Here is a 14,011-nt window from a genome sequence, read left to right on the forward strand (position 1 = left end):
TCACCCCGATTATTTCTTGATCGGTTTGCGCGGACCCTTACGGGTACGTGCGTTGGTCTTGGTACGCTGACCGCGAACCGGGAGACCACGACGATGACGCAAACCGCGATAGCAACCAAGATCCATAAGGCGCTTGATGCTCATGCTAACTTCACGGCGCAGATCACCTTCAACGACAAATTTGGCAACTTCGTCACGCAGCGTGTCGATTTGTTCTTCAGACAGCTCACTGATCTTAACATCTTCAGCGATACCCGCGGCAGCCAGAATGGCTTTAGAACGGGTCTTGCCGACGCCGTAGATCGAAGTTAATGCGATCACAGCATGTTTCTGATCAGGAATGTTAATGCCTGCTATACGGGCCACTATGCACTCCTACTATTTAATATGTACGCACCATGCTGAAAAGCCCGTTTTCAGGATACTCAAATGGAAACGCACAGACATACAAAAGATTGGCTGGCTAATCTAGCCAGCTCAACCCAACTTTGCAAGAAAAATATGCGAATAAATCAGCCTTGGCGCTGTTTATGCTTCGGCTCGGCACTGCAAATCACACGGATGACACCATCACGCTTAACGATTTTGCAGTTACGGCATAATTTCTTGACGGAAGCACGAACTTTCATTTTTACTCTCCGTAACTTCTCGGGCGACTGTTAACGGCCGTAGCCTTTCAGATTCGCCTTCTTCAATGCAGACTCGTACTGACTTGACATCATCAGAGTTTGCACTTGAGCCATAAAGTCCATAATCACGACAACAACGATAAGCAGTGAGGTCCCACCGAAGTAGAACGGTACTTTCATTGCATCACGCATGAACTCCGGGATCAGGCAGATAAAGGTAATGTAGAGCGCACCAACCAAAGTCAGGCGGGTCATTACTTTATCGATATACTTCGCCGTTTGCTCTCCCGGACGAATTCCTGGTACAAATGCACCGGACTTCTTCAGGTTATCTGCTGTTTCACGCGGGTTGAAAACCAACGCCGTGTAGAAGAAACAGAAGAATATGATTGCAGACGCATAGAGTAACACATAAAGCGGTTGCCCAGGCTGCAAATACAGCGAAATTGTTGTCAGCCAGTTCCAACCAGTCCCGCCCCCGAACCATGACGCGATGGTCGCCGGGAACAGAATAATACTGGAAGCGAAGATTGCCGGGATTACCCCCGCCATATTCACTTTCAGCGGTAAATGTGTGCTCTGTGCAGCATAGACACGACGACCTTGCTGACGTTTCGCGTAGTTTACCACAATACGGCGTTGACCACGCTCAACAAATACAACAAAGAACGTCACTGCGAATACTAATACTGCAACCAACAGCAACACGAGGAAGTGCAGGTCGCCTTGACGCGCTTGCTCGATAGTATGGGCAATGGCTGGCGGGAGTCCCGCGACAATACCGGCGAAGATAATGATTGAGATACCGTTGCCGATACCACGTTCAGTAATCTGTTCGCCCAACCACATCAGGAACATCGTCCCTGTAACCAGACTTACAACAGCGGTGAAATAGAATGCAAAGCCTGGGTTCATCACCAGGCCCTGCATACCAGGCATATTCGGCAGACCGGTAGCAATACCGATCGACTGGAATATTGCCAGCACCAGAGTACCGTAGCGGGTGTACTGGCTGATCTTACGACGACCAGACTCCCCTTCTTTCTTAATTTCTGCCAGCGTTGGATGAACCACCGTCAGCAGCTGGATAATGATCGACGCCGAAATATACGGCATGATCCCCAGAGCAAAGATAGAAGCACGGCTGAGAGCACCACCAGAGAACATGTTAAACATTTCAATGATGGTGCCTCGCTGTTGCTCAAGCAGTTTGGCAAGTACAGCGGCATCAATACCAGGGATCGGAATGAAAGAGCCAATACGGAACACAATCAGCGCGCCGATTACAAACAGCAGTCTGCGTTTCAGCTCGCCTAAGCCACCTTTGGCACTTTGAAAATCTAATCCCGGTTGTTTAGCCATCTGCTACTTATTCCTCGATTTTACCGCCAGCAGCTTCGATAGCAGCACGAGCGCCTTTAGTAACACGCAGGCCACGAACAGTTACCGGAGTAGTGACTTCACCAGCCAGGATCACTTTCGCGAACTCGATCTGGATACCGATAATGTTAGCTGCTTTCAGCGTGTTCAGGTCTACAACACCGCCTTCAACTTTAGCCAGGTCAGACAGACGAACTTCGGCTGTAATCGCTGCTTTACGTGAAGTGAAGCCGAATTTCGGCAGACGACGGTACAGAGGCATCTGACCACCCTCGAAACCGCGACGTACGCCACCGCCAGAACGAGACTTCTGACCTTTGTGACCACGACCACCGGTTTTACCGAGGCCAGAACCGATACCACGACCCAGGCGGCGAGCCGCTTTTTTAGAGCCTTCGGCCGGAGACAGAGTATTTAAACGCATCTCTTACTCCTCAACTTTAACCATGAAGGAAACCGCGTTGACCATACCACGAACAGCAGGAGTATCCTCGCGTTCTACGGTGTGACCAATACGACGCAGACCCAGGCCAAGCAGCGTTGCCTTGTGTTTCGGCAGACGACCGATTGCACTGCGGGTTTGAGTAATTTTAATAGTCTTTGCCATGGTTTATTTCCCCAGAATTTCTTCAACGGATTTACCACGCTTGGCAGCGACCATTTCCGGAGATTTCATATTTTCCAGGCCATCGATAGTTGCACGAACCACGTTAATCGGGTTAGTGGAACCATACGCTTTAGCCAGAACGTTACGAACTCCAGCGACTTCCAGAACGGCGCGCATTGCACCACCGGCGATGATACCGGTACCTTCGGAAGCCGGCTGCATGAATACACGAGAACCCGTATGAGTACCCTTAACCGGGTGCTGCAGGGTGCCGTGGTTCAGCGCGACGTTAATCATATTGCGACGGGCTTTTTCCATCGCTTTCTGGATCGCTGCTGGAACTTCACGCGCTTTACCGTAACCAAAACCAACGCGACCGTTACCATCACCAACTACAGTCAGAGCTGTGAAGGAGAAAATACGACCACCTTTAACGGTTTTAGATACGCGGTTAACCGCGATCAGCTTTTCCTGCAGTTCGCCAGCTTGTTTTTCGATGTGAGCCATCTTACACCTCTACCTTAGAACTGAAGGCCAGCTTCACGGGCAGCATCTGCCAGTGCCTGGACACGACCATGATATTGGAACCCGGAACGGTCAAAAGAAACATCTTTGATGCCTTTTTCCAGAGCGCGTTCAGCAACAGCTTTACCTACAGCTGCAGCAGCGTCTTTGTTACCGGTGTACTTCAATTGTTCAGCGATAGCTTTTTCTACAGTAGAAGCAGCTACCAGAACTTCAGAACCGTTCGGTGCAATTACCTGTGCGTAAATATGACGCGGGGTACGATGTACCACCAGGCGAGTTGCACCCAGCTCCTGGAGCTTGCGGCGTGCGCGGGTCGCACGACGGATACGAGCAGATTTCTTATCCATAGTGTTACCTTACTTCTTCTTAGCCTCTTTGGTACGCACGACTTCGTCGGCGTAACGAACACCCTTGCCTTTATAAGGCTCAGGACGACGGTAGGCGCGCAGATCTGCTGCAACCTGACCGATCAGCTGTTTATCAGCGCCTTTCAGCACGATTTCAGTCTGAGACGGACATTCTGCAGTGATTCCCGCAGGCAGCTGATGGTCAACTGGGTGAGAGAAACCTAAAGCCAGGTTTACTACATTCCCTTTAACCGCTGCACGATAACCTACACCAACCAGCTGAAGCTTCTTAGTGAAGCCTTCGGTAACACCGACAACCATTGCATTCAGCAGGGCACGCGCGGTACCAGCCTGAGCCCATCCATCTGCGTAACCATCACGCGGACCGAAGGTCAGTGCATTATCTGCATGATTTACTGCAACAGCATCGTTGAGAGTACGAGTCAGCTCGCCGTTTTTACCTTTGATCGTAATAACCTGACCGTTGATTTTTACATCAACGCCGGCAGGAATAACGACCGGTGCTTTAGCAACACGAGACATTTTTTCCTCCGATTAGGCTACGTAGCAGATAATTTCGCCACCAAGACCAGCCTGGCGCGCTGCACGATCAGTCATAACACCTTTAGAGGTAGAAACAACTGCGATACCCATGCCAGCCATAACTTTCGGCAGCTCGTCTTTACGCTTATAAATGCGCAGACCTGGGCGACTGACACGCTGAATGCTTTCTACAACAGCTTTACCCTGGAAATACTTGAGAGTAAGTTCCAGTTCCGGCTTGGTGTCGCCTTCAACTTTAAAATCTTCAATAAAACCTTCTTCCTTCAGCACGTTGGCAATTGCCACTTTCAGCTTGGAGGAAGGCATGGTGACCGCAGCTTTATTCGCGGCCTGACCGTTACGGATACGGGTCAGCATATCCGCGATCGGATCTTGCATGCTCATCTGTCTTTACTCCCGTGATTCAATTGGTAATTACCAGCTAGCCTTTTTCAAGCCTGGTACTTCACCGCGCATGGCGGCTTCACGCAGTTTGATACGGCTCAACCCGAACTTGCCCACATAGCCATGCGGACGACCTGTTTGACGGCAGCGGTTACGCTGACGGGACGGGCTGGAATCACGCGGCAGAGACTGCAGCTTGAGAACTGCGTTCCAACGATCTTCGTCGGTCGCGTTCACATCAGAGATAATAGCTTTCAGTTCAGCGCGTTTTGCGAAGTACTTATCAGCTAAAGCTACGCGCTTTACTTCGCGTGCTTTCATTGATTGCTTAGCCATTCAGTAACCCTACCTTACTTGCGGAACGGGAAGTCAAAGGCAGCCAGCAGAGCACGGCCTTCTTCATCAGATTTCGCAGTAGTGGTAATGGTAATATCCAAACCACGCACGCGGTCGACTTTATCGTAGTCGATTTCTGGGAAGATGATCTGCTCACGGACACCCATGCTGTAGTTACCACGACCGTCGAAAGACTTAGCGGACAAGCCACGGAAGTCACGGATACGTGGAACAGCAATAGTGATCAGGCGCTCAAAGAACTCCCACATGCGTTCGCCACGCAGAGTTACTTTACAGCCGATCGGATAGCCCTGACGGATTTTGAAGCCTGCAACTGATTTGCGTGCTTTGGTGATCAGCGGTTTTTGACCGGAGATTGCTGTCAGGTCAGCTGCTGCGTTATCCAGCAGTTTCTTGTCAGCGATCGCTTCACCAACACCCATGTTCAGGGTGATCTTCTCGACCCGAGGGACTTGCATGACAGAATTGTAGTTAAACTCAGTCATGAGTTTAGCGACTACTTCGTCTTTGTAGTAATCATGCAGTTTCGCCATCGTACTACTCCAAATTACTTGATAGTTTCGCTGTTAGATTTGAAGAAACGGACTTTTTTGCCGTCTTCGAATCTAAAGCCTACACGGTCAGCCTTGCCGGTTGCCGCGTTGAAGATAGCAAGGTTAGAGATCTGAATAGCTGCTTCTTTCTCTACGATGCCGCCTGGTTGGTTCAGGGCCGGAACCGGCTTCTGATGTTTCTTAACCAGGTTGATACCTTCAACAATGACCTTGCCGGAAGACAGGACATTCTTAACTTTACCGCGTTTACCTTTATCTTTACCGGTTAACACGATAACTTCGTCATCACGACGGATCTTCGCTGCCATGATTCGCTCCTTAGAGTACTTCTGGTGCCAGAGAGATAATTTTCATGAACTTCTCGTTACGAAGTTCACGAGTTACCGGCCCAAAAATACGCGTACCGATAGGTTGCTCGCTGTTATTGTTTAAAATAACGCATGCATTACCATCGAAGCGAATGACAGAACCGTCCGGGCGACGAACACCCTTCTTGGTGCGCACCACTACCGCCTTCAGCACATCACCTTTTTTGACCTTACCACGCGGAATTGCTTCCTTGATGGTGATCTTGATGATATCGCCGACGCCTGCGTAGCGACGGTGCGAGCCACCCAGAACCTTGATACACATTACGCGACGTGCACCGGAGTTGTCGGCGACGTTCAGCATAGTCTGTTCTTGGATCATTTTAGTGCTCCGCTAATGTCAACTACTACTGAGACCCGAAAATCAGGTCGTTAAAAAAGCCCCATATCGGGGGCGCGGCATTATAACACCGCTTCAACGATATGGGTAGAAAAAATAAACGGCTCATCGCTGAGCCGTTTATTCGTTGAGAATGCCTACTGTATTACAGAACGGCTTTCTCTACAACGCGAACCAGCGTCCAGGACTTAGTCTTGGACAGCGGACGGCATTCGCGGATTTCAACCACGTCACCAGTACCGCATTCGTTGTTCTCGTCATGTACGTGCAGTTTGGTCGTACGCTTAATGAATTTACCGTAGATCGGGTGTTTCACAAAACGTTCGATAGCAACAACGATGGATTTCTCCATTTTATCGCTAACAACGCGACCTTGCAGAGTACGGATTTTATCGGTCATTACGCACCCGCCTTCTCAGTCAGTAAAGTCTTAACGCGTGCGACGTCACGACGCACTTGCTTCAACAGGTGAGACTGTTGCAGCTGGCCACTTGCAGCCTGCATACGCAGGTTGAACTGCTCACGCAGCAGATTCAGCAGCTCGGTGTTCAGCTCTTCAACACTCTTCTCACGCAGCTCTTTTGCTTTCATTACATCACCGTCTTAGTTACAAAGGTGGTTTTAATCGGCAGTTTCGCTGCTGCCAGCTTGAATGCTTCACGGGCCAGCTCTTCCGGTACGCCGTCCATTTCATACAGGACTTTACCCGGCTGAATCAAGGCAACCCAATACTCCACGTTACCTTTACCTTTACCCATACGCACTGCCAGCGGCTTTTCAGTGATCGGTTTGTCCGGGAATACACGGATCCAGATCTTACCTTGACGCTTAACTGCACGGGTCATAGCACGACGTGCTGCTTCGATCTGACGGGCAGTCAGACGACCACGGCCAACAGCTTTCAGACCGAAGCTGCCGAAGCTAACATCCGCGCCAGCAGCCAGACCGCGGTTACGGCCTTTGTGCATTTTACGGAATTTTGTACGCTTTGGTTGTAACATCAGCGACGCTCCTTATTTACGGCCTTTACGCTGCTGCTTTTTAGGTTGCGCAGCCGGTTTTTCCGGTTGTTCAACAGCAGCCATACCACCCAGGATCTCGCCTTTGAAGATCCACACTTTAACGCCGATTACACCGTAAGTGGTGTGCGCTTCAGAGGTGTTGTAGTCGATGTCAGCACGCAGAGTGTGCAGAGGTACGCGACCTTCGCGGTACCATTCGGTACGTGCGATTTCCGCGCCGCCCAGACGGCCGCTAACTTCAACTTTGATACCTTTAGCGCCCAGACGCATTGCGTTCTGTACAGCACGCTTCATAGCACGACGGAACATAACACGACGTTCCAGCTGAGAAGTGATGCTGTCAGCAACCAATTTTGCGTCCAGTTCAGGCTTACGCACTTCGGCGATATTGATCTGAGCAGGAACGCCAGCAATATCCGCTACGACTTTGCGCAGTTTTTCTACGTCTTCGCCTTTCTTACCGATAACGATACCCGGGCGAGCGGTGTGAATGGTCACACGGATGCTCTTAGCCGGACGCTCGATAACGATACGAGATACAGACGCTTTAGCCAGTTCCTTAGTCAGGTACTGACGTACTTTAAAATCGCTGTCCAGGTTGTCAGCGAATTCTTTGGTGTTCGCAAACCAGGTTGAGTTCCATGGTTTTACAATACCCAGGCGAATACCATTAGGATGTACTTTCTGACCCATTGCTAGTCTCCAGAGTCTCAGCGATCGGACACAACCACAGTAATGTGGCTGGTGCGCTTCAGGATGCGATCTGCACGACCTTTTGCACGCGGCATAATGCGCTTCATGCTCGGGCCTTCGTCTACGAAAATTTTCGTAACTTTCAGATCGTCAATGTCAGCGCCATCGTTGTGTTCAGCGTTAGCAATGGCAGATTCCAGGACTTTCTTGACCAGTACAGCCGCTTTCTTATTGGTGTAGGTCAGAATATCCAGAGCCTGCGACACTTTCTTACCGCGAATCAGGTCTGCAACAAGGCGAACCTTCTGAGCAGAAGAACGAGCATGGCGATGTTGAGCTAAAGTTTCCATCTCTTCCTCCTACCTTATTTCTTCTTCGCTTTTTTATCAGCAGCGTGGCCGCGATAAGTACGAGTCGGTGCGAATTCACCCAGTTTGTGACCGACCATTTCGTCGGAAACAAATACCGGAACGTGCTGACGACCATTATGGACAGCGATGGTCAAACCGATCATGTTAGGAAAGATCGTTGAACGACGGGACCAAGTGCGCAGGGGCTTCTTGTCTCCGCTTTCCACCGCTTTCTCTACCTTCTTCAGCAAGTGCAGGTCAATAAAAGGACCTTTCTTGAGAGAACGTGGCATGGCTTATCCTCTAAAATTATTTGCTACGGCGACGTACGATGAATTTATCAGTACGCTTGTTGCTGCGGGTCTTCTTACCTTTGGTCTGAACGCCCCACGGAGTTACCGGGTGCTTACCAAAGTTACGACCTTCACCACCACCATGTGGGTGGTCGACTGGGTTCATCGCAGTACCGCGAACGGTAGGACGAACACCACGCCAGCGTGCAGCACCTGCTTTACCCAGAACGCGCAGCATATGCTCAGCATTGCCAACTTCGCCCAGAGTTGCACGGCAGTCTGCTTCGACTTTACGCATTTCACCAGAACGCAGACGCAGGGTGACATAAGCACCATCACGAGCAACGATCTGAACGTAAGTACCAGCGGAACGTGCCAGCTGACCGCCTTTACCTGGTTTCATTTCTACGTTATGAACGGTAGAACCAACCGGGATATTGCGCATCGGCAGGGTGTTACCTGCTTTGATTGCAGCATCAACGCCAGACTGAATCTGGTCGCCAGCTTTCAGGCCTTTAGGGGCCAGGATGTAACGGCGTTCACCGTCTTTGTACAGAACCAGCGCGATGTTCGCGGAGCGGTTCGGATCGTACTCAAGACGTTCAACAACTGCCGGGATACCGTCTTTGTTGCGTTTGAAGTCAACAATACGATAAGCCTGCTTGTGACCACCACCGATGTGACGAGTGGTGATGCGGCCATTGTTGTTACGACCACCGGATTTGCTGTTTTTTTCAACCAGCGGAGCAAAAGGTTTGCCCTTGTGCAGCTCTGGGTTGACCACTTTAACAACGTGGCGACGACCCGGAGATGTCGGTTTACATTTAACAACTGCCATTGTATTACTCCTCCGACTTACTCAGCGCCGCCGACGAAGTCCAGATTCTGGCCTTCCTTCAGGGTGACGTAAGCTTTTTTCCAGTCGCTACGACGACCGATACGCTGTCCGTGACGTTTAACTTTCCCTTTAACTACCAGGGTGTTAACGACTTCGACTTCGACTTCAAACAGTTTCTGCACAGCAGCTTTGATTTCTGCTTTGGTCGCGTCTTTAGCAACTTTGAGAACGATGGTGTTAGTTTTTTCCATCGCAGTAGACGCTTTTTCAGAAACGTGCGGTGCGCGCAGCACTTTCAGCAGACGTTCTTCACGAATCATGCCAGCATCTCCTCAACTTGCTTAACAGCATCAGCAGTCATTACGACTTTGTCGAAGGCGATCAGGCTAACCGGGTCGATACCAGTTGCATCGCGTACGTCAACCTTGTGCAGGTTGCGCGCAGCCAGGAACAGGTTTTCGTCCAGCTCACCGGTGATGATCAGCACATCTTCCAGAGCCATGTCTTTCAGTTTCTGTGCCAGCAGCTTAGTTTTAGGCGCTTCTACAGAGAATGATTCGACAACGATCAGACGATCCTGACGTACCAGTTCGGACAGAATGCTTTTCAGCGCGCCGCGGTACATCTTTTTGTTAACTTTTTGACTGTGGTCCTGTGGACGAGCAGCGAAGGTCACGCCACCTGAACGCCAGATCGGGCTCTTGATAGAACCTGAACGCGCACGGCCGGTACCTTTCTGGCGCCACGGCTTTTTGCCTGAACCAGTTACTTCAGCACGAGTCTTCTGAGCACGAGTACCCTGACGAGCACCAGCTGCATAAGCAACAACAACCTGGTGAACCAGCGCTTCGTTGAAATCACGACCGAAGGTAGTTTCGGAAACAGTCAGCGCGCTCTGCGCGTCTTTCAATACTAATTCCATTGCTATCCCCTTACGCCTTCACAGCTGGTTTAACGATCAGGTCGCAACCGGTCGCACCCGGAACACCACCTTTAACCAGCAGCAGGTTGCGCTCAGCGTCAACACGTACTACGTCCAGGCTCTGAACGGTTACACGTTCGTTGCCCAGCTGACCTGCCATTTTCTTGCCTTTGAACACTTTGCCCGGAGTCTGGTTCTGACCGATAGAACCCGGAACGCGGTGAGACAAGGAGTTACCGTGAGTAGCGTCCTGGGTACGGAAGTTCCAGCGCTTAACGGTACCAGCGAAACCTTTACCTTTAGAGGTACCGGTTACGTCAACTTTTTTAACGTCAGCAAACAGTTCAACGCTAATGTTCTGACCAACGGTGTATTCTTCACCATCTGCCAGACGGAACTCCCACAGGCCGCGGCCAGCTTCTACGCCAGCTTTAGCAAAGTGGCCAGCTTCCGGCTTAGTTACGCGGTTAGCTTTTTTAGCACCGGTGGTAACCTGAACAGCGCGATAGCCATCGTTAGCCAGATCTTTAACCTGAGTAACGCGGTTTGCTTCAACTTCGATAACGGTTACTGGGATAGATACGCCATCTTCAGTGAAGATGCGGGTCATACCCACTTTTTTACCGACTAAACCAATCATTGTATCAACCTCTCAATCGCTCGATGACCTGATTAACCCAGGCTGATCTGCACGTCTACACCGGCAGCCAGGTCCAGACGCATCAGAGCATCAACGGTTTTTTCAGTTGGCTCAACGATGTCAACCAGACGCTTGTGAGTACGGATCTCGTACTGATCACGCGCGTCTTTGTTGACGTGCGGGGAGATCAGAACGGTGAAACGCTCTTTGCGGGTCGGCAGCGGGATCGGACCACGAACCTGCGCACCAGTGCGCTTGGCAGTCTCGACGATTTCCGCGGTTGATTGATCGATCAGACGATGATCAAACGCTTTCAAACGGATACGGATTCTTTGGTTCTGCATGAGACCAGAGCTCCAATTATTTTATAGACGAAATAGTTACTCCTCAAACCCATTACGATTGATGGGAGAGTGTAACCGTTCTTACAGAGTTCCCCGATTGGGAACATTGTCTGGTATTGCTTTCGCAGTACCGGTGGCTCATATCGAACCGCTGTCAATATTAGACAAGCCCGCGCATTATACGTAAATCTCAGTCTTAAGCAAGTGCCGCGTAGAAATTAATCACTCGTTCACAAATGCGGCGCTCCTTCCACTCTGATTGTATGTCCTGCGGTGCAACGCGTTTTCCGTGGAAGAGAGCATCCATAACCCAGATCCCGGGCTTGTAGGGCCGCCGGGTTTACCTGAAGGTAAACGCTTTACCAGATAAGGCTTGCCCATGTACATCGACCTCCCCTTTCTGTTGATTTATGTTTCGCTATCAGGACTGCTCTTAGTCCACGACCTACGTACCGGGTTGCTGCCCGACAAATTTACCTGCCCTCTTTTGTGGGGCGGTCTTATTTATCATCAATGCTGCAGACCTGCACAGTTATCCGACGCGCTTTGGGGTGCTGTAGCGGGTTATGGGGTATTTGCTTTGTTCTACTGGGGATATCGTTTGATATGCCGACAGGAAGGGTTAGGCTTTGGCGATGTCAAATTTCTTGCCGCACTAGGCGCATGGCATCGCTGGGAATCATTACCACTTTTGGTTTTACTTGCCGCGGGTATGGCATGTTGCCTCACCGGGATTTCCTGCGTCCGTTACGGGAAACAGGTACTAAAAAACCCGCTGCCATTTGGGCCATATCTGGCGGCTGCGGGTTTTGTTATTGGCCTGGTAAGTATGATACTGGGTGGTTAGTCACTGACTTTAATTTGCGATTGCAGATAATTTTGTAAGCCAAGTTTTGCAATCAGGTCCAGCTCGGTTTCGAGCCAGTCAATATGCCCTTCTTCTTCAGTCAGGATCTCAATCATCATATCCCGGCTGACATAATCATGAACGCTATCGGCATAGGCAATGGCTTCACGCAAGTCTTTAGCACCATCGAGTTCGAGTCGAAGATCGGATTGCAGCATCTCTTCAACGTCTTCGCCAATACCCAACTTGCCAAGATCCTGCAAGTTCGGGATCCCTTCTAAGAATAAAATACGCTCGATATATTTATCAGCGTGTTTCATCTCATCGATAGATTCATGGTACTCAACATCATTGAGGCGAGTCAGTCCCCAGTTTTTAAACATACGAGCATGGAGAAAATACTGGTTGATCGCGACAAGCTCATTTCCCAATAGTTTATTGAGATAATTTATGATTTTAACATCACCTTTCATTTTATAGTCCCTCCGCTTCCACTCTTAGAGCGTAGATGGGGCTACAGGGATGTCAAAAAAAAGAGTGTGACTTAGGCGATCTCTTTAAATTCTGGCATTTGTGTTAATTCATCCTGCATGACCTCGCGGGCAGCACGAATGCATTTACCACATTGATTTCCTACAGGAATAAATTTACGTAATTGCTGAAAGGACTGAGGATGAAACTGGCGAACAGCCTGACGTATTTTTTTATCACTTATCGCATTACACAAACAAACGTACATGATCGCTCCCGTTCAATTTCTGCGCAAAGTGTAAATGAGAATAGTTATGATTACAATAGCACAACGCGATTTACGCGGCGGGAGAATGAATAAAAAATGCGAATAAATATGACAACGACTAAATTGCAGGTAGCAAAAAGGGCGCCGAAGCGCCCTTTTTAAGCTCAAAGCTAATTAATCAATAATTAGCTCATTACTTTAGCAACAACGCCCGCACCAACAGTACGGCCGCCTTCACGGATTGCGAAACGCAGACCGTCGTCCATCGCGATCGGGTGGATCAGGGTAACAACCATTTTGATGTTGTCGCCCGGCATTACCATCTCTACGCCTTCCGGCAGTTCGATGGTACCAGTCACGTCAGTAGTACGGAAGTAGAACTGCGGACGGTAGCCTTTGAAGAACGGAGTATGACGGCCGCCTTCGTCTTTGGACAGAATGTACACTTCAGATTCGAACTTGGTGTGCGGCTTGATAGAGCCCGGCTTAGCCAGTACCTGACCACGTTCGATTTCTTCACGTTTGATACCACGCAGCAGAACACCAACGTTCTCACCAGCACGGCCTTCGTCCAGCAGTTTGCGGAACATTTCAACGCCAGTACAGGTAGACTTAGCAGTCTCTTTGATACCAACGATTTCAACTTCTTCACCAACTTTGATGATACCGCGCTCTACACGACCGGTAACAACGGTACCACGACCGGAGATGGAGAATACGTCTTCGATAGGCAGCAGGAACGGCTTGTCAATCGCACGCTCTGGTTCTGGGATGTAAGAATCCAGGAAGCCAGCCAGTTCGATGATTTTCGCTTCCCACTCTGCTTCGCCTTCCAGCGCTTTCAGAGCAGAACCACGAACGATCGGAGTGTCGTCGCCCGGGAAATCGTACTGAGACAGAAGTTCACGAACTTCCATTTCTACCAGTTCCAGCAGCTCTTCGTCATCAACCATGTCGCATTTGTTCAGGAACACGATGATGTACGGAACGCCTACCTGACGACCCAGCAGGATGTGCTCACGAGTCTGCGGCATCGGGCCGTCAGTCGCAGCAACAACCAGGATCGCGCCGTCCATCTGCGCAGCACCGGTGATCATGTTTTTAACATAGTCGGCGTGGCCCGGGCAGTCTACGTGTGCGTAGTGGCGAGTCGGGGTGTCATATTCAACGTGAGAAGTGTTGATGGTGATACCACGAGCTTTTTCTTCCGGCGCGTTATCGATCTGGTCGAATGCACGAGCAGCACCGCCGTAGGTTTTAGCCAG

At 50.2% G+C, this 14,011-nt stretch carries 28 protein-coding genes; 1 reads left to right on the plus strand and 27 read right to left on the minus strand.

What is annotated here, in order from left to right; all coding sequences use genetic code 11:
• Window positions 1-9: 9 nt before the first annotated feature.
• From rpsM to rpsJ, 24 genes are all read right to left on the minus strand, one after another.
• Window positions 10-366: a 30S ribosomal protein S13 gene (rpsM, locus tag OGX92_RS17580; protein WP_003031135.1), complete on the minus strand. Its 357-nt coding sequence runs from the start codon at window positions 364-366 to the stop codon at window positions 10-12.
• Between the two features lie 146 nt (window positions 367-512).
• Window positions 513-629 (minus strand): 50S ribosomal protein L36, encoded by a 117-nt coding sequence (gene rpmJ / locus OGX92_RS17585; protein WP_000868187.1) that lies wholly within the window; start codon window positions 627-629, stop codon window positions 513-515.
• Between the two features lie 30 nt (window positions 630-659).
• A complete protein-coding gene (secY, locus tag OGX92_RS17590) occupies window positions 660-1,991 on the minus strand; it encodes a preprotein translocase subunit SecY (protein WP_001118864.1) in 1,332 nt (443 codons plus the stop codon).
• A gap of 7 nt (window positions 1,992-1,998) precedes the next feature.
• Window positions 1,999-2,433: a 50S ribosomal protein L15 gene (gene rplO / locus OGX92_RS17595; RefSeq protein WP_003031132.1), complete on the minus strand. Its 435-nt coding sequence runs from the start codon at window positions 2,431-2,433 to the stop codon at window positions 1,999-2,001.
• 3 nt (window positions 2,434-2,436) lie between these two features.
• Window positions 2,437-2,616, minus strand: a complete 180-nt coding sequence (rpmD, locus tag OGX92_RS17600; protein WP_001140434.1) for a 50S ribosomal protein L30 — start codon at window positions 2,614-2,616, stop codon at window positions 2,437-2,439.
• 3 nt (window positions 2,617-2,619) lie between these two features.
• Window positions 2,620-3,123 (minus strand): 30S ribosomal protein S5, encoded by a 504-nt coding sequence (gene rpsE, locus OGX92_RS17605; protein ID WP_003031131.1) that lies wholly within the window; start codon window positions 3,121-3,123, stop codon window positions 2,620-2,622.
• A 14-nt stretch (window positions 3,124-3,137) separates the two neighbouring features.
• Complete coding sequence (gene rplR, locus OGX92_RS17610; RefSeq protein WP_000358960.1) at window positions 3,138-3,491, minus strand: 50S ribosomal protein L18; 354 nt, start codon at window positions 3,489-3,491, stop codon at window positions 3,138-3,140.
• Window positions 3,492-3,500: 9 nt separating this feature from the next.
• Complete coding sequence (rplF, locus tag OGX92_RS17615) at window positions 3,501-4,034, minus strand: 50S ribosomal protein L6 (protein WP_003031129.1); 534 nt, start codon at window positions 4,032-4,034, stop codon at window positions 3,501-3,503.
• Window positions 4,035-4,046: 12 nt separating this feature from the next.
• Window positions 4,047-4,439 (minus strand): 30S ribosomal protein S8, encoded by a 393-nt coding sequence (gene rpsH, locus OGX92_RS17620; protein ID WP_003031127.1) that lies wholly within the window; start codon window positions 4,437-4,439, stop codon window positions 4,047-4,049.
• A gap of 30 nt (window positions 4,440-4,469) precedes the next feature.
• On the minus strand, window positions 4,470-4,775 hold the full coding sequence (gene rpsN / locus OGX92_RS17625; RefSeq protein ID WP_003031125.1) for a 30S ribosomal protein S14: 306 nt from the start codon (window positions 4,773-4,775) through the stop codon (window positions 4,470-4,472).
• Window positions 4,776-4,789: 14 nt separating this feature from the next.
• Window positions 4,790-5,329, minus strand: coding sequence for a 50S ribosomal protein L5 (rplE, locus tag OGX92_RS17630; RefSeq protein WP_003031123.1), 540 nt, complete (start codon window positions 5,327-5,329; stop codon window positions 4,790-4,792).
• Window positions 5,330-5,343: 14 nt separating this feature from the next.
• Window positions 5,344-5,658, minus strand: coding sequence for a 50S ribosomal protein L24 (gene rplX / locus OGX92_RS17635; RefSeq protein WP_003031122.1), 315 nt, complete (start codon window positions 5,656-5,658; stop codon window positions 5,344-5,346).
• A gap of 10 nt (window positions 5,659-5,668) precedes the next feature.
• A complete protein-coding gene (rplN, locus tag OGX92_RS17640) occupies window positions 5,669-6,040 on the minus strand; it encodes a 50S ribosomal protein L14 (RefSeq protein WP_000613954.1) in 372 nt (123 codons plus the stop codon).
• A 163-nt stretch (window positions 6,041-6,203) separates the two neighbouring features.
• Window positions 6,204-6,458 carry a 30S ribosomal protein S17 gene (gene rpsQ, locus OGX92_RS17645; protein ID WP_003031120.1) on the minus strand — a complete coding sequence of 85 codons (255 nt, stop codon included), beginning with the start codon at window positions 6,456-6,458 and terminating at the stop codon, window positions 6,204-6,206.
• A complete protein-coding gene (gene rpmC, locus OGX92_RS17650) occupies window positions 6,458-6,649 on the minus strand; it encodes a 50S ribosomal protein L29 (RefSeq protein WP_000644742.1) in 192 nt (63 codons plus the stop codon). The genes rpsQ and rpmC overlap by 1 nt, the downstream gene beginning before the upstream one ends.
• A complete protein-coding gene (gene rplP / locus OGX92_RS17655; protein ID WP_000941208.1) occupies window positions 6,649-7,059 on the minus strand; it encodes a 50S ribosomal protein L16 in 411 nt (136 codons plus the stop codon). The genes rpmC and rplP overlap by 1 nt, the downstream gene beginning before the upstream one ends.
• A gap of 12 nt (window positions 7,060-7,071) precedes the next feature.
• Window positions 7,072-7,773 carry a 30S ribosomal protein S3 gene (rpsC, locus tag OGX92_RS17660; RefSeq protein ID WP_000529945.1) on the minus strand — a complete coding sequence of 234 codons (702 nt, stop codon included), beginning with the start codon at window positions 7,771-7,773 and terminating at the stop codon, window positions 7,072-7,074.
• 17 nt (window positions 7,774-7,790) lie between these two features.
• Complete coding sequence (gene rplV, locus OGX92_RS17665) at window positions 7,791-8,123, minus strand: 50S ribosomal protein L22 (RefSeq protein ID WP_000448832.1); 333 nt, start codon at window positions 8,121-8,123, stop codon at window positions 7,791-7,793.
• Between the two features lie 14 nt (window positions 8,124-8,137).
• The gene (gene rpsS / locus OGX92_RS17670; protein ID WP_001138115.1) at window positions 8,138-8,416 is read right to left on the minus strand and encodes a 30S ribosomal protein S19; all 279 of its coding nucleotides are present in this window, start codon (window positions 8,414-8,416) and stop codon (window positions 8,138-8,140) included.
• A 16-nt stretch (window positions 8,417-8,432) separates the two neighbouring features.
• A complete protein-coding gene (rplB, locus tag OGX92_RS17675) occupies window positions 8,433-9,254 on the minus strand; it encodes a 50S ribosomal protein L2 (RefSeq protein ID WP_000301869.1) in 822 nt (273 codons plus the stop codon).
• A 17-nt stretch (window positions 9,255-9,271) separates the two neighbouring features.
• Window positions 9,272-9,574, minus strand: coding sequence for a 50S ribosomal protein L23 (rplW, locus tag OGX92_RS17680; protein WP_000617546.1), 303 nt, complete (start codon window positions 9,572-9,574; stop codon window positions 9,272-9,274).
• Window positions 9,571-10,176, minus strand: a complete 606-nt coding sequence (gene rplD, locus OGX92_RS17685; RefSeq protein ID WP_003031119.1) for a 50S ribosomal protein L4 — start codon at window positions 10,174-10,176, stop codon at window positions 9,571-9,573. The genes rplW and rplD overlap by 4 nt, the downstream gene beginning before the upstream one ends.
• 10 nt (window positions 10,177-10,186) lie before the next feature.
• Window positions 10,187-10,816 carry a 50S ribosomal protein L3 gene (gene rplC, locus OGX92_RS17690; protein ID WP_003031117.1) on the minus strand — a complete coding sequence of 210 codons (630 nt, stop codon included), beginning with the start codon at window positions 10,814-10,816 and terminating at the stop codon, window positions 10,187-10,189.
• Between the two features lie 32 nt (window positions 10,817-10,848).
• Window positions 10,849-11,160 carry a 30S ribosomal protein S10 gene (rpsJ, locus tag OGX92_RS17695; RefSeq protein WP_001181005.1) on the minus strand — a complete coding sequence of 104 codons (312 nt, stop codon included), beginning with the start codon at window positions 11,158-11,160 and terminating at the stop codon, window positions 10,849-10,851.
• 379 nt (window positions 11,161-11,539) lie between these two features.
• On the opposite strand from rpsJ, the gene OGX92_RS17700 reads away from it, so the two are divergent.
• The gene (locus tag OGX92_RS17700) at window positions 11,540-12,007 is read left to right on the plus strand and encodes a prepilin peptidase (protein WP_003827774.1); all 468 of its coding nucleotides are present in this window, start codon (window positions 11,540-11,542) and stop codon (window positions 12,005-12,007) included.
• Here OGX92_RS17700 and bfr read toward each other — a convergent pair.
• The 3 genes from bfr to tuf all read right to left on the minus strand — a co-directional run.
• Window positions 12,004-12,480, minus strand: coding sequence for a bacterioferritin (bfr, locus tag OGX92_RS17705; RefSeq protein WP_003827773.1), 477 nt, complete (start codon window positions 12,478-12,480; stop codon window positions 12,004-12,006). The genes OGX92_RS17700 and bfr overlap by 4 nt on opposite strands.
• Before the next feature lie 71 nt (window positions 12,481-12,551).
• Entirely contained in the window at window positions 12,552-12,746 is a 195-nt protein-coding gene (gene bfd, locus OGX92_RS17710; protein WP_003031111.1) for a bacterioferritin-associated ferredoxin, read from the minus strand.
• Between the two features lie 185 nt (window positions 12,747-12,931).
• Window positions 12,932-14,011: elongation factor Tu (tuf, locus tag OGX92_RS17715; RefSeq protein WP_108361594.1), on the minus strand; the 1,080-nt coding region annotated here is incomplete at its 5' end.

The organism is Citrobacter sp. Cpo089 (assembly GCF_030332695.1).
GTDB classification, from domain to species: Bacteria; Pseudomonadota; Gammaproteobacteria; order Enterobacterales; family Enterobacteriaceae; genus Citrobacter; species Citrobacter portucalensis.